The sequence below is a fragment of the Janthinobacterium sp. TB1-E2 genome (assembly GCF_036885605.1).
Taxonomy (GTDB): Bacteria; Pseudomonadota; Gammaproteobacteria; order Burkholderiales; family Burkholderiaceae_D; genus Janthinobacterium; species Janthinobacterium aestuarii.
Genome location: NZ_CP142523.1, coordinates 5,524,102 through 5,545,497 on the forward strand (window position 1 = coordinate 5,524,102; position 21,396 = coordinate 5,545,497).

Annotated in this window: 17 protein-coding genes; 12 read left to right on the forward strand and 5 right to left on the reverse strand. The window is 59.4% G+C overall.

Annotation, left to right across the window (positions count from 1 at the left end; all coding sequences use genetic code 11):
* Positions 1 to 27: 27 nt before the first annotated feature.
* Together msbA and OPV09_RS24865 are read left to right on the forward strand one after the other, a co-directional pair.
* Positions 28 to 1,761, forward strand: a complete 1,734-nt coding sequence (gene msbA / locus OPV09_RS24860; protein ID WP_338679631.1) for a lipid A export permease/ATP-binding protein MsbA — start codon at positions 28 to 30, stop codon at positions 1,759 to 1,761.
* A gap of 35 nt (positions 1,762 to 1,796) precedes the next feature.
* On the forward strand, positions 1,797 to 2,897 hold the full coding sequence (locus OPV09_RS24865; protein ID WP_338679632.1) for a glycosyltransferase family 9 protein: 1,101 nt from the start codon (positions 1,797 to 1,799) through the stop codon (positions 2,895 to 2,897).
* A 15-nt stretch (positions 2,898 to 2,912) separates the two neighbouring features.
* Here OPV09_RS24865 and OPV09_RS24870 read toward each other — a convergent pair whose 3' ends face one another.
* From OPV09_RS24870 to OPV09_RS24885, 4 genes are all read right to left on the reverse strand, one after another.
* Positions 2,913 to 3,524, reverse strand: a complete 612-nt coding sequence (locus tag OPV09_RS24870) for a response regulator transcription factor (protein ID WP_070301321.1) — start codon at positions 3,522 to 3,524, stop codon at positions 2,913 to 2,915.
* Entirely contained in the window at positions 3,511 to 5,106 is a 1,596-nt protein-coding gene (locus OPV09_RS24875; RefSeq protein ID WP_338679633.1) for an ATP-binding protein, read from the reverse strand. The genes OPV09_RS24870 and OPV09_RS24875 overlap by 14 nt, the downstream gene beginning before the upstream one ends.
* A gap of 119 nt (positions 5,107 to 5,225) precedes the next feature.
* Complete coding sequence (locus OPV09_RS24880; protein ID WP_219327812.1) at positions 5,226 to 6,614, reverse strand: sensor histidine kinase; 1,389 nt, start codon at positions 6,612 to 6,614, stop codon at positions 5,226 to 5,228.
* Positions 6,611 to 7,297 (reverse strand): response regulator, encoded by a 687-nt coding sequence (locus tag OPV09_RS24885; protein WP_072455697.1) that lies wholly within the window; start codon positions 7,295 to 7,297, stop codon positions 6,611 to 6,613. The genes OPV09_RS24880 and OPV09_RS24885 overlap by 4 nt, the downstream gene beginning before the upstream one ends.
* Before the next feature lie 157 nt (positions 7,298 to 7,454).
* Between OPV09_RS24885 and OPV09_RS24890 the strand changes: the two genes are divergently transcribed.
* The 3 genes from OPV09_RS24890 to OPV09_RS24900 all read left to right on the forward strand — a co-directional run bounded on the left by OPV09_RS24890 (position 7,455) and on the right by OPV09_RS24900 (position 9,768).
* On the forward strand, positions 7,455 to 8,276 hold the full coding sequence (locus tag OPV09_RS24890; protein ID WP_331776989.1) for a MipA/OmpV family protein: 822 nt from the start codon (positions 7,455 to 7,457) through the stop codon (positions 8,274 to 8,276).
* 142 nt (positions 8,277 to 8,418) lie between these two features.
* A complete protein-coding gene (locus tag OPV09_RS24895) occupies positions 8,419 to 9,420 on the forward strand; it encodes a VirK/YbjX family protein (protein ID WP_338679634.1) in 1,002 nt (333 codons plus the stop codon).
* Positions 9,421 to 9,537: 117 nt separating this feature from the next.
* Positions 9,538 to 9,768, forward strand: a complete 231-nt coding sequence (locus OPV09_RS24900) for a DUF6139 family protein (RefSeq protein ID WP_338679635.1) — start codon at positions 9,538 to 9,540, stop codon at positions 9,766 to 9,768.
* A gap of 63 nt (positions 9,769 to 9,831) precedes the next feature.
* Here OPV09_RS24900 and dnaE read toward each other — a convergent pair whose 3' ends face one another.
* Positions 9,832 to 13,371 (reverse strand): DNA polymerase III subunit alpha, encoded by a 3,540-nt coding sequence (gene dnaE / locus OPV09_RS24905; protein ID WP_338679636.1) that lies wholly within the window; start codon positions 13,369 to 13,371, stop codon positions 9,832 to 9,834.
* 137 nt (positions 13,372 to 13,508) lie between these two features.
* Between dnaE and OPV09_RS24910 the strand changes: the two genes are divergently transcribed.
* The 7 genes from OPV09_RS24910 (at position 13,509) to wzx (ending at position 21,396) form a co-directional block, all read left to right on the forward strand.
* On the forward strand, positions 13,509 to 14,408 hold the full coding sequence (locus OPV09_RS24910; RefSeq protein ID WP_338679637.1) for a sulfurtransferase: 900 nt from the start codon (positions 13,509 to 13,511) through the stop codon (positions 14,406 to 14,408).
* A gap of 960 nt (positions 14,409 to 15,368) precedes the next feature.
* Positions 15,369 to 16,139: a glucose-1-phosphate cytidylyltransferase gene (rfbF, locus tag OPV09_RS24915; protein WP_072455706.1), complete on the forward strand. Its 771-nt coding sequence runs from the start codon at positions 15,369 to 15,371 to the stop codon at positions 16,137 to 16,139.
* Positions 16,139 to 17,206, forward strand: coding sequence for a CDP-glucose 4,6-dehydratase (rfbG, locus tag OPV09_RS24920; protein WP_072455201.1), 1,068 nt, complete (start codon positions 16,139 to 16,141; stop codon positions 17,204 to 17,206). Before rfbF ends, rfbG begins: the two co-directional genes overlap by 1 nt.
* Positions 17,207 to 17,224: 18 nt before the next feature.
* Positions 17,225 to 18,550 (forward strand): lipopolysaccharide biosynthesis protein RfbH, encoded by a 1,326-nt coding sequence (rfbH, locus tag OPV09_RS24925; RefSeq protein ID WP_338679638.1) that lies wholly within the window; start codon positions 17,225 to 17,227, stop codon positions 18,548 to 18,550.
* 8 nt (positions 18,551 to 18,558) lie between these two features.
* Positions 18,559 to 19,092 carry a dTDP-4-dehydrorhamnose 3,5-epimerase family protein gene (locus OPV09_RS24930; RefSeq protein ID WP_338679639.1) on the forward strand — a complete coding sequence of 178 codons (534 nt, stop codon included), beginning with the start codon at positions 18,559 to 18,561 and terminating at the stop codon, positions 19,090 to 19,092.
* Positions 19,093 to 19,105: 13 nt separating this feature from the next.
* Positions 19,106 to 20,023, forward strand: coding sequence for an NAD-dependent epimerase/dehydratase family protein (locus tag OPV09_RS24935; RefSeq protein ID WP_072455159.1), 918 nt, complete (start codon positions 19,106 to 19,108; stop codon positions 20,021 to 20,023).
* The gene (wzx, locus tag OPV09_RS24940; RefSeq protein ID WP_338679640.1) at positions 20,020 to 21,396 is read left to right on the forward strand and encodes an O-unit flippase-like protein; all 1,377 of its coding nucleotides are present in this window, start codon (positions 20,020 to 20,022) and stop codon (positions 21,394 to 21,396) included. Before OPV09_RS24935 ends, wzx begins: the two co-directional genes overlap by 4 nt.

Sequence of the window (21,396 nt, forward strand, 5' to 3'; positions counted from 1 at the left end):
TTGTTGTCCCTGCAAGGAACCATACCGATGCTGACGCCAGACCTGAAGCGCCTCACCGCGCTGCACGCGCCCTATAAGAAACATTTGGCTCTGGCCCTGCTGGCGATGGTCGTCACGGCGGCCACGGAGCCGCTGCTGCCGTATGCGCTCAAGTTGCTGCTCGACAATGGTTTTGGCGGCAAGGTGAGTTTTTCCTTCTGGCTCGTGCCGCTGATCGTCATCGGCATCTTTGCCATGCGCGGCGCCTCGACGTTTGCCAGCAGCTACCTGATGAGCTATGTCTCCACGCGCATCCTCAACGAATTGCGGCGCCGGATGTTTGCCAGCATGCTGAATCTGCCCATCGACTTCTACAACACGCACACGGTGGGCAAAGTCATCAACTCCATCATGTTCGAAGTGCAGCAGATCATCGAAATGGTGACCAAGGTATTTACCTCGATCGTGCGCTCCTCGCTCACGGTGCTGGGCCTGCTGGCATGGCTGCTGTACCTGAACTGGGTGCTGACCCTGGTGACCCTGGTGCTGCTGCCCCTGCTGACCATCGTCGTGCGCACCACGGGCAAGCGCCTGAAAAAACTCAACCGCGACTCGCTGGCCGTCAATGCCGAGCTGACCCAGGTCATCGAGGAAACCACGCGCGCCCAGCAAGTGATCAAGATCTTCGGCGGCCAGAACTACGAGAAAGCGCGCTTTGAAGAGCGCGCCGAACAATTGCGCCGCTACAGCATGCGCATGACGACGACCTTTTCCGCCACCGTGCCCATCACGCAGGTAATCACGGCCGCGGCCGTGGCCCTGGTCATCGTGATGGCCCTGTTCCAGTCGGAACAGGGGCAGATCACGGTCGGCGGCTTCGTTTCCTTCATCACGGCCATGCTGATGCTGCTGACGCCCTTAAAGCAGCTGGCCGAAGTCAACGGCCCCCTGCAGCGCGGCATGGCCGCCGCCGAGGAAGTCTTCCAGCTGATCGACAAGACACCGGAACGCACGGGCGGCAAGCCGCTCGCTGGCCGCAGCAACGGCCGCATCGAGTTCAAGGACGTGAGCTTCGCCTACCCCGGACATCCGGAGCCGGCCCTGCAACATATCGACCTGAGTATCGCGCCCGGACAAACGGTCGCCTTTGTGGGCATGTCCGGCGGCGGCAAATCGACGCTGGTCAGCCTCCTGCCCGGCTTTTACTCGGCCAGCAGCGGTGAAATCTTGCTCGATGGACAGAATATCGATACCATCGCCCTGACCAGCCTGCGCAGCCAGATCGCCATGGTCAGCCAGCAGGTGGTGTTGTTCGACGATACCCTGGCCGCCAACATCGCGTATGGCGATGCGGCCCCGGACCGGCAGCGCGTCGAAGCGGCCGCCGCGGCCGCCTTTCTGTCGGACGTCATCGACGGTTTGCCCGACGGCCTGGAAACGCGCCTGGGCGATAACGGTTCGCGCCTGTCCGGCGGCCAGCGCCAGCGCGTGGCCATCGCCCGCGCGATCTACAAGGATGCGCCCATCCTGATCCTCGATGAAGCCACCTCGGCACTGGATACGGAGGCGGAACGGGCCGTGCAAGCGGCACTGGAGCACCTTATGCAAGGAAAAACCACCTTAGTTATTGCTCATCGGCTATCAACAATTGAACGTGCGGACCGTATCGTGGTATTGTCACATGGGAAAATAAGGGAAACCGGCAGTCACCAGCAATTATTGGATGCCAACGGCGCGTATGCCAATCTCCATCGCCTGCAATTTTCCCAGCAAGTGGTATGACACCATCGAATGAATACCTGAAATCGTACTGATACATGACGCCTTTGATTCCCGCCGAACTTCTACAAAAGTCGGAGAAAATTCTGTTCATCGCCCATCTGGCGCTGGGAGACTTTACCTACCTGCAAAACGGTTTCCGCGCCTTTGCCGCGGCTTACCCGCATATCCAGATCCATCTGTGGGTCGACGAAGTACGGCGCACGTCAGACGCCAAACAATGGGAAAGCTTGCGCACCTATTCGCTGTACGACTGGGTCGAACAGTCGGGCCTGTTTTCCAAGGTGTACCGCAAGACCTACAGCCCCGCGCTGTACGAAGAGTCACTGCGCGAAGCCAAGGCGGAGCACTATCCTGTGGTCGTGTCGCTGGCCCACGTACGGCCGCAGCAATATGCGGACCTTGCCCGCGCAATCAGCCCGCACGGGCTCGTGATCGGTACGCGCAAGCCGTTCAGTCCGCTTCGCCCCTGGCATTATCTGGCGTACCGCAAGATCGATGCCGTGCTGGCCTCGTATGCGGGACAGGATGCCGGCGAACACCATATCAGCAGCGTGTATGCGGACTGGTTCCATCAATTGACGGGACTCGACATTCCCGTGGCCGAACGCTATCCCTTCGTGCACATTCCCGAGCAAGCGCTGCAGCAGGCAAAGGAGCAACTGGCCAGCTGGGGCTTTGCCCCGCGCCAGGGTCCGCTCGTGCTCTTGAATCCGTTTGCCAAGTCGCACAAGCGTGGCTGGCCCCTGGAACGCATTGCCGAGCTGATCGCGCGCATGCAAGCAATGCCGAAGTGGAAAAATGCCTGCTTCCTGATCAATGCCATGCCGCAGGAACTGGCCAAGGTGAATGCCGTCGTGCAGGCGCACAATTTGCCGCGCACGCAGGCCTTCAGTGCCGTCGACAACTTTTTCCAGTTGCCGGCCATGCTGGCGCAATGCGACCTGATTATTTCGGTGGAAACATCGATCATGCATCTGGCGAACGCCGTGCATGTGCCCGTGGTGGCATTGATGCGCAAGAAGAATCCGGAATGGGCTCCCTTTGACAGCGCCAACAGCACCGTCATCACGGTGGCGCGGCGCAGCGACTGGGTCAAAGCGATTTCAAGCGATCAGGTATTGCAGACCATCGCCTAGAGAACGCTTCAGTGGCTAACCAGTGCCCAGCATGCTGATGCGCACCAGGTCGGCCACATTATCGACGCCCAGCTTGTCCATCAGGCGCGCCTTGTGCACTTCCACTGTGCGCACGGAAATCCCCAGCGCCGGGGCGATATCGCGGTTGTGCTGGCCCGTTACCACCAGTTGCATCACTTCGCGCTCGCGCGGCGTCAAGGCGCGCAGCAAGGCCAGCCCGTCCACCTGGCGCTGCAACTGGCCGCGCGCATGCGCCTCGTGCGAAAACGCTTCATCGATAGCGGCCAGCAGCTTGTCGTGATCAAATGGTTTTTCCAGGAAATCGCTGGCTTGCGCCTTGAAGGCCTGGCGTGCCAGCGCCACGTCGCCGTGCCCCGTAATGATGATGATGGGCAGCAGGCATTTGCGCTCCAGCAAGCGGCGCTGCAGGCTCAGGCCATCCATGCCCGACATGCGGATATCGATCAGCAGACAGCCGGCCCACTCGGGCCGCCAGCTGTGCAGGAAATCCTCGCCGCAGGAAAACAGGGCCGTGCGGTAGCCGCGTATGCCCAACAGCAAACCCAGCGCATCGCGCACGGCGGGATCGTCGTCCACGATAAACACCGTCAAATTACTTGTCACCATACTCTCCCGTAGCGCCTGCACCGGCGTGTGCCAGGGGCAGGATAAAACGAAACATGCCATGCTTGCCCACTTCGGCCCAGAGCTGGCCGCCATGCGCTTCGACGATGCTGCGGCTGAGCACCAGGCCCAGCCCCAGGCCGCTGGCCTTGGTCGAGACGAACGGTTCGAACAGGCGCGCGGCCAGGCTGTTGGAAATGCCGGGCCCGCTATATTCCACGGACAGGCGCAGCCGCCCGCCCTCTAGCGGCTCGGCCGAGACCGTGATGCGGCGCTGGCCGCGCGGCTGGCCCATCACCGCATCCTGTGCATTGGCCAGCAGGTTACGCAATACCAGTTCGATTTGCAGGCGGTCCGCGTTGACGGCCAGCGGCGACGGCGGCGCAAGCGCCAGCTCGATACCGTGTTCATGGAACAGCGGCGTGAACTGGCGTGCCAGGCCCTCGATCAGCTCACTCGCCCGCACCGCCTCGAGCTGCATCGCGCCCGTGCGGAAAAAGTCGCGCAGGCGGCGCACCACGTCCGCGGCGCGTCCCGATTCGACGATCATGTGCCCGATGGCGCCTTGCAGCAAGGCGCCGCTCTCGCCCCGTTCCAGCAGGTATTCACACGCCTTGCCATAGGTCGACAAGGCCGTCAGCGGCTGGTTCAGCTCGTGCGCCAGGGCGGCCGCCATTTCGCCGGCGGCAGCCAGGCGCAGCGTGTGTTTCAGTTCGTCGGCCACTTGCCGCATTTCATCGACGACGATGCCGATAAAAAAGCCCACCAGCGCCAGCACGGCATCGAGCAGCTGCAATTCATAAAACTGGATATCGACGGCATGCGTCCATTTCACCAGGGTGATGATGCATAGCTGCAATACAAACACGGCCAGCATGGCGCCGTGCAAGCCCTGGCGCGAAGCGGCCCAGATGACGGGAAGAAACAGGAAGTAGAAATGCTTGTATTCGGAACGCACGATGGAGCCGAAGAGGCTCCACAGCACGAAGCTGGCCAGGGCCAGGTAGGCCAGGGTTTCCCAGCGCCAGACGGCGGCATGCAGGCGTTCGCGCCCGCGCTCGCTGAACAGCACCCAGATCAGCGGCATCGACACCAGCATGCCGACCGTGTCGCCGATGCCGAAACGCCAGACGGCCGTGCCCCATTCACCGGCCGGTATGCGCCCCGTGAGCGACAGCAATGAAATATAGCCGAGCGCATTGAGCGCGGTGCCCAGCAGCACGATGAGAACCCAGGCGCTCAGGCGGCGCCGGTTGTCGAAGATGTCGCTGCTGCTGAAACTGCGGCGCAGGACTGCGCCGATTCCACCATAGCCGAGCACCAGCCACGCCGAACAGAGCAAGGTCAGGGGCAGGCCTGCCGGCATGCCGCGCACCAGCACCTCGCCGGCCACCAGGGCGATGAACCATGGCAGCGCCGCCTTGCGGCCATGGATCAGCCAAAACACGAGGCCCAGCGCGGGATCGGGATTCCACGGGGTAATGTTCAGCCCGTACATCGGGTCGATATACGTGGCCCAGTCAAACAGCAGATACAGGCCGACAAAGGCGGGATACGGCAGGTAGCGGGACAGGAATGGACGCATAACGGTGTTTTTTTAACTGTCCCGCATTATGCATCGCAAGCGTGCGCCACGCCATGCCATCTTGCGTTATATGCACATGAAATAATTTTCATGCAATATCGCAAGACCTATCAGCGCAGTCAGGCCACGGCCAAGGGCAAGCGCACCTCCACCAGTAAGCCCAGGCCGCCGTTACCGCTGTGCAGCTGAATCGTGCCGCCATGCTGGCGCACGACGGAAGCGACGATGGACAAGCCCAGGCCACTGCCTGGCTGCACCTGCTGCGGCGCGCGGAAAAAGCGGTCGAACACGCGCTCATACAGGGCCGGCGCGATGCCCGGTCCCTGGTCCGCCACATGCAACACGGCCTGGCCTCGTTCCGCATGCAGCGACACCGTCACGCTGCTGCCGCGCGGGCTGTACTTGATGGCGTTTTCCACCAGGTTGTCGATCAGCGAAACGAGGCTCTCGCGCTGTCCTGGCACGCTGAGCGAGACGCTGGCTTGCAACTCAAGCTCGATATCGCCCGCCTGGGCCAGTCCGGACAGGGCCGCCAGGCGGTCTTGCAGCAAGGTATCGAGCGCCTGCCGCCGCGGCAACTCGCCCGCGCCCGCCTGCACTTCGCTGCGCGTCAGCTGCAGCAGCTGGCCCACCAGGCGCGCGGCCCGGTTGCCGCTATTCAAGATACCGTCCAGCAGCTCTTGCTGGCGCGCATCATGTACCTGGCCCTGCAAGGCCTCGACATTCACGCGCATGGCAGCCAGAGGCGTGCGCAGCTCATGCGTGGCATCGGCGATGAAGCTGCGTTCGCGCGCGGCGCTGGCGTCGACCCGCTGCAGCAGTGCATTGATATTGTCGACCAGTGCCGCCAGTTCGCCATGCGGCGGCTTGAACGCCAGCGGCCGCAAATCCTGCGGCCCGCGCGCCGCCACCTCCTGCGCCAGCTTGCGCCACGGACGCATGGCAAGGCGGATCGAGAGCCAGGCCGGCACCAGCAGGAACGGCAGACTGATCAGCAACGGCAGCAGGTAGTAACCGCGTGAATTGATCGTGATGAACAATTGCCATGCGCCTCCCGCTTCCAGCACCGTCACGCGCGTGTTGCCCTCGGCCAGGCTGCGGCTGCGCCAGGCCTGGCCCTTGATGTACACCACTTCCATCTGCTCCGGGCCGGCGCTGCGGATACCGCTGGGCGCATCGGGCGACTTGTAGACCAGCTTGCCTTCGCGCCAGACCAGGATGCGCGGCGCCAGTTCCGGCACCTGTCCCGTTTCAAACTCTTCGCGCAAGGCTTCGTCGATGGCGCGCAAGCTTTGTTCCTGGCGCTGCGGCTGCTCGGCCAGGTTATCGGCCACGCTGATAATGGCGTGCAGGACGCCGCGGCTCACATTGCTCGCTTCGTCCGCTCCCTCGACCATCACATACGCCACGGCCAGGCTCCACACCATGGTCAGCATCAGCATTTGCGCCATCATCAGGCGGCGTACCAGGGTAGGCCGGCGCAGCATGGCCCAGAAACGCCCCATCATGCGCCAGCACCTGGCGCGGTGGGCGGTTCGCCCTGCTGGTCGATGACATAGCCGACGCCGCGCACGGTACGGATATACCCTTCGCCTATCTTGCGGCGCAGGTTGCCCATGTGCACATCGAGGGTATTGCTGGCATTGGCCAGCCCGCCGGGCAGGATGTGTTCTTCCAGCACGCGGCGCGTGATGACCCGGTTGGCGCGCATCAGCAAGGTCTTCAGCAGCGCATATTCACTGGCGGTAAGTTCCACAGGCCGGCCGTGCACGCTGACACGGCGCGTGGGCACCTGCAGCAGCAGGCCGCGCAACTCGATGGTGTCGCCGTCAAAGCCATAGCTGCGGCGCGCCAGCGCGCGCACGCGCGACAGCAGCTCGGCCAGCACGAAGGGCTTGACCAGGTAATCGTCGGCGCCCCCATCGAGGCCGCGCAAGCGCTGTTCCAGCGTGTCGCGGGCGCTGAGGATCAGCACCGGCAAACGGGCCGCGCGCAGCCGGGCCAGCAAATCGAGGCCATCGCCATCGGGCAAGCCCAGGTCCAGCAGCACCAGCTCGCAACTGTCGTGCTCGATGCTGCGCGCCGCATCCTCGAGGCTGCGCACCCAGACCACTTGCATGCCCTGGTCGCGCAAGGCGATCCGCACGCCGTTGCCCAGGTCCATATCGTCTTCAATCAGCAGTATCTTCATGGTCAGTATTAAACCACCGCAAGCTGAAGAAAGGGTAAAGAAGCGGTCTTCATGAAATCTTAATAAAAGGCTCATTTTTCCTTCATGGCAAGGATAGATACTGTCCGCAGTCAATCGAGCCACTCCGGCCTCGGTTCTCCACCTGACGGAAAAATCCATGCACGCATCTACAACCTTGTTGACCTCGCTGGCGCTGGCCTGCGGCCTGAGCTTGAATCCCCTGGCTGCCGCGGCGGCCGAACCGGCTGCGGAAAATGTCTTCACCATCGGCGGCGGTGTCGCCGCCGTGTCCAGCTATTCCGGCGCCGACAAGCTGTCGGCCTCGCCGCTGATCATTCTCGATTACGCCATGGCCAATGGCCTGTTCTTCAGCACGTCGCGCGGCATCGGCTATGGCGGCCAGGCAGGCCCCCTCAGCTACAGCGCGGCGCTGGGCTACCGAGGCAACCGCGAAGACCACAAACGCAATGGCGCCAACGGCTGGGGCGGCAGCGATTATCTGAAAGGCATGGGCGAAGTCAAGGGCAACGCCAGCGCCCTGCTCAGCGTGGGCTATTCGCCATTGCCGGGCCTGTCGCTGAGCGTGTCGAGCGACATTCCCCTGTCGAACCGCGAAAACGGTGCGAACGTGCATTTCGAAGCGACGGGCCAGGTCTACGGCAGGTCCGATGCCAAGGGCGTGCAGAAGGACAGCGTGACCATCGGCGGCCAGTTGGCTTGGGGCGAGCGCAAATACGTGCAGACCATGTATGGCGTCACGGCCACCCAGGCCGCGAACACCTCGTTCAAGCAATACACGCCCAAGGCCGGTTTCTATGAAGCGCAAGCCACCGTCAACTGGGAGCACCGCTTCGATGCGCGCTGGGGCATCAATACCCTGGTCGGCGTCGAGAGCCGCTTGGGCGACGCGGCCAAGAGCCCAATCGTGCAGCGCAAGACCTCGCCGATCGGCGCCGTGTATGTCACCTACCGCTATTAAAACAGGGCTGGCATAAGGGGAACACGTACGCTGTTTCGCCAATTTACAGGAGGAGATGGCGTGCATAAGATGACATGGTTTTCCGACCATGACCATCCCTCCCATGCATGCGGCACGCCTTGCCTTGTAACTCCACGCCACAATGATGCCAACTATTACCCTGTCTGACGGCTTGATGGCGATGCCGAGTGGCATGCGCCGCTGGCGCGAACTGCTCAAGCTGCATCTGCGCGCCCGCGTGCAACAGCGCCAGACCCGCCGCTGGCTACAACTGCTGAACTCGCATCCGGCGTTTCATGATCTGGTACAAGCCTATCCGCACATGATCCACAAGGTCTACCGCCCGTACCTGAGCCTGACCTTGAATTGCCAGCAGCGCGTGGAATTGCTGACCGAGCACTACCATTTCATCTTGCAGCAGGGCTGGGGCAAGCTGATGAGCCAAGCGGCGCACGGGCCCGTACGCCTGAGCACGGTGGCGGGCAAGTCGGGTGCACCCTACCATTTGCAACTGTGTTCGCTGCACCCGATGGACCGCGAAGGCGAGATGGTGCTGCAGCTGATGCATGACGACGACGTGCTGTATTCGATCGCCTTTTCCTTCTTCGGCAGCCAGCTGCGCGCCACCCTGGGCATGCGCATCGGCTGCCTGCAAGGCCCGAAGGGCGAGGACAGCGCGCACCGCGTGCGCGAGGCAACGCGCGACTTGCACGGCATGCGTCCGAAGACCCTGATGGTGCGCCTGGTGCGCCAGCTGGGATACGAACACGGCTGCCGCAAGATGCTGCTTGTCGGCAATATCAACCGCGCCGTGCATCATTCCGCCAAGAAAGGCCGTCTATTCGCCGACTACAATGCGCTATGGCAAGAACTAGGCGCGCAAGTGCGCCAGGATGGCGATTTTGAATTGGCGTGCGAAAACTTGCCCTTGCCGGCGCTACAAGAAATTCCTTCCAAAAAACGCTCGGAAGCACGCAAGCGCCATGAAATGACGCTTGCCATGATCGCCAGCCTGCGCAGCGGCCTCGACGCCCATCGCAGCCCGCTGCAAGCCGCCACCGCAGGCGCGGTTGCCGCCGCCGGCGAGGTGCGGCAATCGGTCATGCTCGACGAAGACGACGACTACGCTTCCGCCATCGCCTGAGCGTCCCCGCTCCTGCGGCACACGCTACAACCCGTGCACGGCACAATCCTGTTACGCTAGCGCTATCGGCATGCACTGCGGTGCACCGGTTCCCCCAACGCTTACTAGGAGGCATTCATGCGCGTAGACATCTACCGCCGGGCCGAGCACGACGGCATTTTTTCCTACCTCGCCGTGCCGGAAGGAAAGCTCATTCCGGAAGAAGTGACCAATACCGACTGGCAGCTCGAAGCACGCGCCAGCGAAGTGGCCGACGATGCCGAGATCTTGCCCGACTACCATATCGAACAGCCGCACCAGCAGATCGCCGCCAAAGGCTATGCGATCACGGGCCTGAAAGACATGTAAACGAAAAAAGCCAAACCAGCATGTCTGCGGTTTGGCTTTGTTGTATGCGCCAGACGGTGCCGGTCAGTATTCGACCGCCACCTCTTGTGCGCCCAGCATTTGCTCGAGCGCCATCTGCAACTCATCCGATGGCGCCACTTTCCACTCATCACCAAACTGCAGCACGCAACTGACGCCCTGCGGGCTGACCCGCGCGGCAATCGGCAAGCCCGTTTCGGCCCGGTGCGGCATGATCACGTCGCGGATGCGCTTGGCATCCAGGGTGGCCGGCAAGGTCAGGCCCAGCTGGCGGCCATACTGCACGCGCGCGGCGATGATGTCGAAGGCGCTCTCGGCCGTGATACGCAAGCCGCCCGAAAAACGGTCTTCCGACACCTTGCCCACGACGGCCAGGAATTCATCTTCCTTGAAGATTTTCCGGTTGGAGTCAAATAATTCGCCATACACCGTCACTTCCACCGTGCCGCTCTTGTCGTCCAGGGTGACGATGAGGATCTTGCCGCGCTGCGTCATCTGCGTGCGCAAGCCCGTGATGACGCCGGCCATCATGCGCGGTTCGCGCGACGGCGACAGTTCCGACAATTTCGTGCGAGCAAAACGGCGCGCCTCGGGCGCATACGAATCGAACAGGTGGCCGGACAAATAGAAACCCAGCGCGATCTTTTCTTCCGTCAATCGCTGTTTATCGGTCCACAGGGGCACTTTGACGTACTCGGGCGGCGCCACCATGTCGCTGTCGTCGCCGCCGAACAGGCTCACCTGGTTGGCCGCCTTGGCGGCCTGGTCGGCGCATTCCATGGCGAACGCGACGGATGCGAGCAGGATGGCGCGGTCGACCTTCAGGCAATCGAAGGCGCCGCTGCGGATCAGGGACTCGATGGTGCGGCGGTTGATCTGTTTTTTATCCACGCGCTTGCAGAAATCGAACAGACTCGTGAACGGCCCGCCGGCTTCGCGCGCGGCGATGATGGCTTCGATGGCATTCTGGCCCGAACCCTTCACGGCGCCCAGGCCATAGCGGATCTGCGTGACTTTCTTGCCGCTCACGGACGGCGGCGCACCGCTCGGCGTGAAGCGGTAATCGGATTCGTTGATATCCGGCGGCAACAAGGTCAGCTTGCAGATTTCCAGCGAGTCTTCCACCAGAATCTTGATCTTGTCCGTGTCATCCATGGCCAGCGACAAGTTGGCTGCCATGAAGGCGGCCGTGTGGTGCGCTTTCAGGTAAGCAGTGTGGTACGACAGCAAGGCGTAGGCGGCGGCGTGCGATTTATTGAAACCGTAGCCGGCGAACTTTTCCATCAAGTCGAAGATCTCGTCGGCCTTTTCCGCCGTCAAGCCGTCTTTCGCCGCACCGGCGCGGAAGATCTCGCGGTGCTCGGCCATCTCTTCGGCCTTCTTCTTACCCATGGCGCGGCGCAGCATGTCGGCGCCGCCCAGCGAGTAGCCACCGACGATCTGCGCCATCTGCATCACCTGCTCCTGATACACCATGATGCCGTAGGTTTCGGACAGAATCGATTCCGTGCGCGGATCGGGATAATCAAAACGTTCGCCGTGCTTGCGCTTGCAGAAGTCGGGAATCAGGTCCATCGGGCCCGGACGGTACAAGGCCACCAGCGCGATAATGTCTTCGAAACGGTCGGGACGCGCGTCTTTCAGCATGCCCTGCATGCCGCGCGACTCGAGCTGGAACACGGCGACGGTCTTGGCCTTGGTCAGCAAGTCGTACGACGGCTTGTCATTCAGCGGCAAGGTGGCCAGGTCGAAATTGGCCTGCGCCGGATCGAGCTGCTTGATGTAGCGCACAGCGCGGTCAAGGATGGTGAGGGTCGTCAGACCCAAAAAGTCGAACTTCACGAGGCCGACGGCCTCCACGTCATCCTTGTCGTACTGCGACACAACGCCGGAATCGCCGCCCTGCGTGTACAGCGGGCAGAAATCCGTCAGCTTGCCGGGAGCAATCAACACGCCCCCCGCGTGCATGCCGATATTGCGCGTGATGCCTTCGACTTGCTGCGCCAGGTCCAGCAGCTGCTTGACCTCTTCCTCGTTTTCCAGGCGCTCCTTGAGCAGCGGTTCCTCTTCAATGGCGTCGGCGATCGACACGGGTTTGCCCGGCTTGAACGGGATCAGCTTCGAGATGCCGTCGCAGAAGTTATAGCCGAAATCCATCACGCGGCCCACGTCGCGGATCGCGCCCTTGGCCGCCATGGTACCGAAGGTGGCGATCTGCGAGACGGCCTCCTTGCCATACAAATCCTTGACGTGCTGGATGACCCGGTCGCGCCCTTCCTGGCAAAAGTCGATATCGAAGTCGGGCATCGAGACGCGTTCGGGATTCAAAAAGCGCTCGAACAGCAAGTTGTACTGCAATGGATCAAGGTCGGTAATGAGCAGCGAATACGCGACCAGCGAACCCGCGCCCGAACCGCGGCCCGGACCGACGGGCACGCCGTTTTCTTTGGCCCACTGGATAAACTCGGCCACAATGAGGAAGTAGCCGGGGAATTTCATGTTGCAAATCGTATCCGTCTCGAATTTCAGGCGCGACTCGTAGCGCGGACGCTCCTTTTCACGGCGCTCGGGATCGGGATACAACTGCAACAAACGCTTTTCCAGGCCCGCTTGCGATTCGGCGACGAGGAACTGGTCGATCGTCATGCCGTCCGGCGTGGGGAAGTTCGGCAACTGCGGCTTGCCCAGGGTCAAGGTCAAATTGCAGCGCTTGGCGATTTCCACGGAATTGGCCAGCGCAGCCGGCAAGTCGGCGAACAGTTCGGCCATGTCAGCCTGCGACAGGAAGCGCTGGCTGTCATTAAACCGTTTCACGCGCTTGGCGTTGGCCAGCATTTCGCCTTCGGCGATACAGGTCCTGGCTTCGTGGGCAATAAATTCTTCAGGGGAAATGAATTGCACGGGATGCGTGGCCACCACGGGCAAGCCCAGCTTGGCCGCCAGCGCCACCGCATGGCGCACCTGCGCTTCCTGGTTGGCCTGGCCGCCGCGCTGGATTTCGATATAGAAATGCCCGGGGAAAATCTCGGCCCAGCGCTGCGCGTTGCGCTCGGCCAGGGCCAGGTTGCCATTCTCGATGGCGGTACCGACATCGCCGAAGTGCGCGCCGGACAGCACGATCAAGCCATTGGCCGCGCTTTCGCCCGGGTACAAGTCGTAGGTATTCGTCGCCAGCGCCTGCAGCCACTCGATGCGCAACTCGGCGCGGCCCTTGTACTGGTTCGTCAGCCAGGCCGTCGACAGCAGTTCGCACAGCTGCAGATAGCCCATGCGGTTCTTCGCCAGCAACAGCAAGCGCGATGGTTTTTCGCGGTTATCGTCATTCGTGATCCACACGTCGACGCCGACGATGGGCTTGATGCCCTTGCCACGCGCTTCCTTGTAGAACTTGACCATGCCAAACAGGTTCGACAGGTCGGTGACGGCCAGCGCCACCTGCTTGTCCTTCGCCGCCGCCTTGACGACGTCGTCGATGCGCACCAGGCCATCGACGATCGAGTACTCCGAGTGCACGCGCAAATGGACGAAAGCAGGACCGGGCTGCATCGCTTGCTGTGAACCTGCCGGAGCGCCGGCCTCTTGCATTACCATTTCCATCCTGTGTACCGTTTCGTGCAAAATTCAATGGGGTCTATTCTACCGCGTCGCGCGTACGGACCGGGTATCCTGCCTGGCCTGTCGGGCTTATAATATCGGCTGTTCAGTCTAAGCCGATCGCCATCATGCAAGCCATCACCCCAGCAACACCCGCCGTTTCCACCGCCGCCAGCCCGCTGGCCGCCACGTTTGTCAATATCGCCGCGTATAAATTCATCACGCTCGACGATACGGAAGCCATGCGCCCCTTGTATCAGGAGCAATGCCTGGCGCTGGAGCTGAAGGGCACGATCCTGCTGACACCGGAAGGCATCAATATGTTCCTGTCGGGCACGCGCGAGCATATCGACAGCTTCCTCGCCTGGGTGCGCAGCGATGAGCGTCTGGCCGATCTGGAATGGAAGGAAAGCTTGTCGAACGAGCAATCGCACAAGCGCATGCTGGTCAAGCTGAAAAAAGAAATCATCACCATGCGCATGCCGCTGATCAAGCCGGAACTGGGCCGCGCCCCGTCCGTCGACGCGCACACGCTCAAGCGCTGGTTAGATGCCGGCGTCGACGATGCGGGCAAACCCGTGGTCATGATGGAAACGCGCAACGCCTTTGAAGTGGACGTGGGCACGTTCAACAACACGCTCGATTACCGGATCGACAAGTTTACGGAATTCCCGGCCGTGGCCGCCGCCCACAAGGACGAGCTGGAAGGCAAAACCGTCGTCACCTTCTGCACGGGCGGCATCCGCTGCGAAAAGGCCGCGATCCACATGAAGGAAATCGGCTACGACAGCGTGTACCAGCTCGACGGTGGCATCCTGAAATATTTTGAAGAAGTGGGCGGCGAGCACTACACGGGCGACTGCTTCGTGTTCGACTACCGCACGGCCCTGAACCCGAAACTGGAACCGACGGAAACCGTGCAATGTTTCGTCTGCCGCGCCGTCGTCACGCCGCGCCAGCAACTGGCGCCGGAATATGTGTATGAGGTGTCTTGCCCGCATTGCTACGGTAAGAAAATCGCCGAGTAACGTGAACACAAATCATGGCGAAGGGATGCGTGACTTGTTGACCACAAAGGCGCAACACGCATGCCTTGGGGCTCCAAGACATTGCAGTGAGCGCACTGCAATGTCTCCCACGCGATGATTAAATAGTGGATTTTTCAACATCGTTAGATATTCCACCAGATACTCGTCCTGCTCTCGCTTCAAACGCAAGCAAATGTAACAACATTGGATTTACTTGGGATTTTAATAAACACTGTTCGTCTCCACCATAATAATTGCCGTTTGGATATTTTTTAATATCAGGTATTATTTCGTGCTTTATTTCGTATTCTCTCCGATCAGCCTGTAACCGGGCGGCGCCCGTTGAAGCAATGCATACATGGCAATTCCATGTATTCTGAATTATAATCAAGAGCTAATTGTATTTTTCTCACAGGAAATTTTAGATGATTTTGGTAACAGGCGCGTCGAAGTTTATTATTTTGTGATTTCACTTCATGCTGAATCGGCTTGCACAGAACGATGAATCTGTAATTGATGTGATAAGCACGCTTACGCAGAAAAGTTGCACAGCAGGCGTTCAGTCAATCTGGCTATTTAGCAACCAGTTTCGTGATGCTCACGTTGCTAGAATTTCCACAAGAAAAAAGAAGGCTACACGAGCAGGCCGTGGACCAGAAGAGTTACATGGCACATGATTGGGCACTGGACAGCACTCGGGTAGACGCAGACAATCGCCTGTTATCGCGACGCCTTCAGGGGCGCCACGCTTACGCACATTGCAGGATGATGGCAGGACCAATGCATCAAATTGAGCGATGCGGGAAGGCAGGGACATGAGCGGACATGGTGGCGTGTTGCCTGACCTACACACCGAACTTATACTTTTCCGCCAGGCACGCTGGCCGGTCAATTGTACGGGCGCTAGCCTGCAACTCGATAAAGCAGGCAAATTTACTTCGTTCAACAGGAATAATAAAAATGAAAGCAGTCATTCTTGCGGGTGGCCTCGGCACCCGGATCTCAGAAGAGACCCACACCAAACCTAAGCCCATGATTGAAATCGGTGGCAAGCCAATTTTGTGGCACATCATGAAAAGTTATTCAAGCCACGGCATCAACGATTTTGTGATTTGCTGCGGCTACAAAGGCTATGTCATCAAGGAATATTTCGCCAATTATTTCCTGCACACGTCGGACGTGACGTTCGATATGGAGAATAATCAGATGGAAGTGCATGCGCGCAACGCTGAGCCCTGGAAGGTTACGCTGGTCGATACCGGCGACGAAACCATGACCGGCGGGCGCCTGAAGCGCGTTCAGCCCTACCTGGAAGGCGAAGAGGCGTTCTGCTTCACCTACGGCGATGGCGTGAGCGATGTTAATATTACCGAATCGATCGCCTTCCACAAAGCGCACGGCAAACTCGCCACCTTGACCGCGACCCAGCCGCCAGGCCGTTTTGGCGCGCTGAATCTGGATGGCAACAAGATCAACAGTTTCCAGGAAAAACCACAGGGCGATGGCGCCTGGATCAACGGCGGCTATTTCGTGCTGTCGCCGCAAGTCATCGACTATATTGCCGAGGACAGCACCGTGTGGGAAAAGCAGCCATTGGAGCGCCTCGCCCAAGAAGGCCAGCTCGATGCCTACTTCCATCACGGATTCTGGCAACCGATGGATACCTTGCGCGACAAGGTGCATCTGGAAGAGCTGTGGCAATCGGGCAAGGCGCCCTGGAAGGCGGTTTGATGAATCCCGCATTCTGGCAAGGGAAGCGCGTTTTCCTCACCGGCCATACCGGCTTCAAGGGTGGCTGGCTGAGCCTGTGGCTGCAACAGCTTGGCGCCGACGTGACCGGTTACGCGCTGGAAGCGCCCACCACGCCCAGCCTGTTTGAGGTCGCCAATGTCGCGCACGGCATGCAATCGATCATCGGCGACGTGCGCGATGGTGAAGCCGTCAAGCGCGCCATGGCGATCGCGCGCCCGGACATCGTGATTCACATGGCGGCACAGCCACTGGTGCGCTACTCGTACGTGAACCCGGTGGAAACGTATGCCACCAACGTCATGGGCGTGGTGAATGTGCTTGAAGCCGTGCGCGCCACGCCTGGCGTGCGCGCGGTGGTCAATGTCACCAGCGACAAGTGTTACGAAAACCGCGAGTGGCCCTGGGGCTACCGTGAAAACGAAGCGATGGGCGGCTACGATCCCTACAGCAACAGCAAGGGCTGCGCCGAACTCGTCACGGCTGGCTATCGCAGTTCCTTCTTCCATGCGGACAAATACGCCGAGCACGGCATTGCCCTGGGCAGCGGCCGCGCCGGCAACGTCATCGGTGGTGGCGACTGGGCGCTGGATCGATTGATTCCCGACATGCTGCGCGCCATTGGCGCCGGCGAGCCGGTGATGATCCGCAATCCTCACGCCATCCGTCCGTGGCAACACGTGCTCGAGCCGCTGAGCGGTTATCTGACGCTGGCGGAAAAACTGTACACGGAAGGCCCCGTGCATGCCGAGGGCTGGAACTTCGGCCCGCACGATACCGATGCCAAGCCCGTCGAATGGATCATCGAGCGCATGACGCAGGAGTGGGGCGCCGGCGCCTCCTGGTCGCTCGATGGCCAGGACCATCCACACGAAGCTACCTATCTGAAGCTCGATTGTTCCAAGGCGCGCGGCCAGCTGGGCTGGCATCCGCGTTGGGATATCGGCCAGACCATCGCCAACATCGTCGAATGGCATAAAGCCTGCGACCAGGGCGCCGACATGCGTGCAATGACGCTGGCGCAAATCACGACTTATCAAAATACTTAACAAATTGAAGGCTGTATCATGAGCGAACAACTGACCCAACAACAAATCCGCGAACAGATCGCTGCCCTGGTAGCGCAATACGGCGCACTGGCCAGCGTACCGAAACCATTCGAACCGGGCGTGACGGTGATTCCACCGGCCGGCAAAGTAGTCGGTGCGCCTGAAATGGGCCTGATGGTCGAAGCCTCGCTCGACGCCTGGCTAACCACCGGTCGCTTCAATGACGAATTTGAAAAACGCCTGGCCAAGTTCATCGGCGTCGAATTCCTGATCACCGTCAATTCTGGCTCATCGGCCAACCTGGTGGCCTTTTCGGCGCTGACCTCGCCAAAACTGGGCGCGCGTGCCATTCAGCCAGGTGACGAAGTCATCGGTGTGGCGGCGGGTTTCCCGACCACCGTCAACCCGATCTTGCAATTTGGCGCCGTGCCCGTCTTCGTCGACGTCGAGCTGGGCACCTATAACATCGATGCCTCGAAAATTGAAGCGGCCATCACGGACAAGACCAAGGCCATCATGCTGGCCCATACCCTGGGCAATCCATTCAACTTGGAAGTCATCGTCGCGCTGTGCAAGAAATACAATCTGTGGCTAGTGGAAGATTGCTGCGACGCCCTGGGCGCCACCTACAACGGCCAGATGTGCGGCACCTTTGGCGATATCGGCACCATGAGCTTCTACCCTGCGCACCACATCACCATGGGCGAAGGCGGCGCGGTGTTTACCAACAATCCGGAACTGAAAGCGATTGCCGAGTCATTCCGCGACTGGGGCCGCGACTGCTATTGTGCGCCGGGCAAGGACAATACCTGCGGCCAGCGTTTCTGCTGCAAGCTCGGTACCCTGCCAGACGGCTACGACCACAAGTACACCTACAGCCACCTCGGTTACAACCTAAAAATCACGGACATGCAGGCCGCTTGTGGCCTGGCACAGATGGACCGCGCGGCCGGCTTCGTGCAGGCGCGCAAGGACAATTTCCACTACATGAAAAACGGCCTGCAAAGCTGTGCGGAATTCCTGATCTTACCGGAAGCGACGCCGAACTCGGACCCATCGTGGTTCGGTTTCCCCATCACCCTCCGTCCGGAAGCAAACGTCGACCGTGTCAGCCTGCTGACATTCCTGGACCAAAACAAGATCGGTACGCGTTTGTTGTTTGCCGGCAACTTGACGCGCCAACCGTACATGATCGGGCGTAACTACCGCGTCTCGGGCGAGCTGACGAATACCGACCGTATCATGCATGACACGTTGTGGATTGGCGTCTTCCCTGGCCTGACCAAGGAAATGATGGACTTCTCGATCAGCAAGATTGAAGAATTCTTTGGTGTGAATTTCTAAATTACATTATGAAACTAGTAAAAGAACTCCTTCCCGCCTGTTTTCTACTTGAACCTAGCCGCTTTGAAGATGCGCGAGGTACCTTTGTTAAAACCTATCATGAAGGCATCTGCAAAAATTTAGGCGCAAATCTGGATATACAAGAGGAGTTCTATTCTATTTCACGCAAGGACGTAATTCGCGGCATGCATTTTCAGCTGCCACCCCACGATCATGACAAGCTGGTTTACTGTACTCGCGGTGCCGTCCGCGATGTACTGTTAGACCTGCGAAAAGGACCAAGTTACGGCAAAGTGGCTTCTGTGGACCTGTCTGGAGAAAACGGCCTGATGGTCTTTATTCCAAAGGGAATAGCCCATGGTTTTGTCGCGCTGACAGACGAAGCGTTGATGTTGTACAAGACCAGCACGGTGCACACCCCGTCTGCCGACTGCGGCATACATTGGGACAGCTTCGGGTTCGATTGGCAAGTGACGGCACCGGTCCTGTCCGTGCGCGATGAACAACACAGCGTCTTTGCCGATTTCATTTCTCCGTTTTAATAGGATATCTTCCGTGAAAGTTTTCCTTACCGGCGCTACCGGTTTTATAGGCAGTCAGCTAGTCAAACGTCTGCTTGCCGATAATCACGAGGTTGCAATCCTGGTACGTCAGCATTCCGATCTCAGCGTATTGCAAGATGCTTTACCAAAGATTAGCGTGCATATCCATGATGGCAGCTATCCCTCCGTATATGCTGCACTAGAGCAAACTCAGCCAGACGTCGTTTGCCACGTTGCCTCCTTGTTCCTGGCACAGCATAAGCCGGAAGATGTGAACCGCTTGATCGAGTCAAATCTCGGCATGCCCACACAGTTGCTTGAAGCCATGCAACAGTTGGGATTGCGTCGTCTGATTAATACCGGCACGTCCTGGCAGCACTTTGAAAGTGCTGCATACAACCCCGTTAACCTGTATGCGGCAACCAAACAAGCATTCGAGGATTTGCTGGCCTATTATGTATCCGCACACGGTTTTCAAGCCATCACATTGAAGCTGTTCGACACTTACGGCCCCGGCGATACCCGTGCAAAACTGTTCAGTCTGTTGCGCAAGACAGCCCGCAGCGGCGTCAACCTCCGCATGTCACCTGGAGAGCAACTGCTCGACCTCGTGTACATCGATGACGTGCTCGATGCCTACCTTTTGGCCATGCACCGCCTCCCCTCAGTTGGCGTAGCGGAATGCTATGCCGTCAGCAACCCTGACCGTCTGACCTTGAAAGATCTGGTTCAAGTCTATGGTGCCGTCGTAGGCAAAAACCTGCAGATCGAATGGGGTGGCCTGCCTTACCGTCCACGTGAAACCATGCAACCGTGTACGCGTCAACCTCGTCTGCCAGGTTGGCAGCCACACATTACGTTGCAGCAGGGAATTGCGCGCATGGAAGCCGACACGCTCATCGAGGGCTTGCTGGTCGGACAAAATAAATGAAAAAAGACATGCTCTGGGGCTATCTGTCTCAGTTTTTGCAGTACGGCGCAGCTTTGCTGGTCCTTCCATTATTACTGAGAAAACTGAGTAGTGCAGAGCTAGGCATCTGGTATGTCTTCATGACGATATCGGCACTGGTGACGATGCTCGACCTCGGCTTCACGCCCACGCTGGCGCGCAATGTCAGTTATGTCTTGGGCGGCGCGAAACGTTTGCTAAAGGATGGTTTCGAGGTATTAACCACGCCATCCGCTGTCGACTATAGCTTGTTCAATGCCATCATTCACGCAGCACGGCGCATCTTCATGGTGCTGGCCGGCTGTGCCTTCCTGCTGCTGGCGACTCTGGGAAGCTGGTACATCGTGCATGTATCGGAAGGTCAGATCCCCGCGCAAGAAGTATTGCTTGCCTGGGGTGTGTTTGTTGTCGCTACAGTAATCAATCTGTATTACAAATACTATACGCCACTGCTGCAAGGACGCGGCCTGTATGCCGCATTCTACAAATCGAGTGCCCTGTCCAATCTCGGTTTCGTGATTGTTACGGCCGTACTTTTGCAATGTGACCTGACCTTACTGGCAGTGGCATTAGGATATCTTGCTTCGGCGCTCATTGGACGCTGGCTCAGCTGGTACTATTTCCACGATCAGTCTTTCCAGGCAGCCCTGCGTCAAGCGCCGCCTTCCAGCATTTCCACGCGCGATATCTTCGGTATTCTCTGGCATAACGCATGGCGCATGGGCCTGGGGGTCATCGGTGCCTTCCTGATACTCAGGGCCAATACGCTGCTATCGTCAGCTTATCTAGGCCTGGCCACCACCGCCGCTTATGCGCTGACGCTGCAGGTCTATTCCGTCTTGCAAAACATGTCGATGGTTTTGTTCAATATCCAGCAACCTAAACTTGCGCAATACCGTGTGGCGAATGAACCCGAGCGCCTGCGTCATACCATACAGATCGGAATCGGCTGTGCAATTGGGATCTTTCTCTGTGGATCGATCGTCCTGGTGTGTTTTGGCCCGACCATGATCGAATGGATCGGCGGTCAAACCGGGCTGCTGGCATTACCGCTACTGATTTGGGTTGGAATCATGGTGTTGCTGGAATTGAACCATTCGCTGGCCGCCAGCGTCATTGTTACCGGTAACCGTGTGCCATTTGTCAAACCAGCACTCGTCTCCGGGGTGGCTATTGTGGCGCTCTCATGGCTAGGCTTGCGTTTGGGGGGCATGGGCCTGACGTGGCTCATTGCAAGTCAATTTACAGTACAACTCGTCTATAACAATTGGAAATGGCCATACATGGTCTGGCTCGAACTGTACCGCAATAAAGCGTCGCCTGCCGCCTCCTCGCACCATCAAATGAAAGTGTAA

Coding starts and splice junctions, on each gene's coding strand:
- msbA (WP_338679631.1), top strand. CDS start 28: ATGCTGACGCCAGACCTGAAGCGCCTCACCGCGCTGCACGCGCCCTAT.
- OPV09_RS24865 (WP_338679632.1), top strand. CDS start 1,797: ATGACGCCTTTGATTCCCGCCGAACTTCTACAAAAGTCGGAGAAAATT.
- OPV09_RS24870 (WP_070301321.1), bottom strand. CDS start 3,524: ATGGTGACAAGTAATTTGACGGTGTTTATCGTGGACGACGATCCCGCC.
- OPV09_RS24875 (WP_338679633.1), bottom strand. CDS start 5,106: ATGCGTCCATTCCTGTCCCGCTACCTGCCGTATCCCGCCTTTGTCGGC.
- OPV09_RS24880 (WP_219327812.1), bottom strand. CDS start 6,614: ATGATGGGGCGTTTCTGGGCCATGCTGCGCCGGCCTACCCTGGTACGC.
- OPV09_RS24885 (WP_072455697.1), bottom strand. CDS start 7,297: ATGAAGATACTGCTGATTGAAGACGATATGGACCTGGGCAACGGCGTG.
- OPV09_RS24890 (WP_331776989.1), top strand. CDS start 7,455: ATGCACGCATCTACAACCTTGTTGACCTCGCTGGCGCTGGCCTGCGGC.
- OPV09_RS24895 (WP_338679634.1), top strand. CDS start 8,419: ATGATGCCAACTATTACCCTGTCTGACGGCTTGATGGCGATGCCGAGT.
- OPV09_RS24900 (WP_338679635.1), top strand. CDS start 9,538: ATGCGCGTAGACATCTACCGCCGGGCCGAGCACGACGGCATTTTTTCC.
- dnaE (WP_338679636.1), bottom strand. CDS start 13,371: ATGCAAGAGGCCGGCGCTCCGGCAGGTTCACAGCAAGCGATGCAGCCC.
- OPV09_RS24910 (WP_338679637.1), top strand. CDS start 13,509: ATGCAAGCCATCACCCCAGCAACACCCGCCGTTTCCACCGCCGCCAGC.
- rfbF (WP_072455706.1), top strand. CDS start 15,369: ATGAAAGCAGTCATTCTTGCGGGTGGCCTCGGCACCCGGATCTCAGAA.
- rfbG (WP_072455201.1), top strand. CDS start 16,139: ATGAATCCCGCATTCTGGCAAGGGAAGCGCGTTTTCCTCACCGGCCAT.
- rfbH (WP_338679638.1), top strand. CDS start 17,225: ATGAGCGAACAACTGACCCAACAACAAATCCGCGAACAGATCGCTGCC.
- OPV09_RS24930 (WP_338679639.1), top strand. CDS start 18,559: ATGAAACTAGTAAAAGAACTCCTTCCCGCCTGTTTTCTACTTGAACCT.
- wzx (WP_338679640.1), top strand. CDS start 20,020: ATGAAAAAAGACATGCTCTGGGGCTATCTGTCTCAGTTTTTGCAGTAC.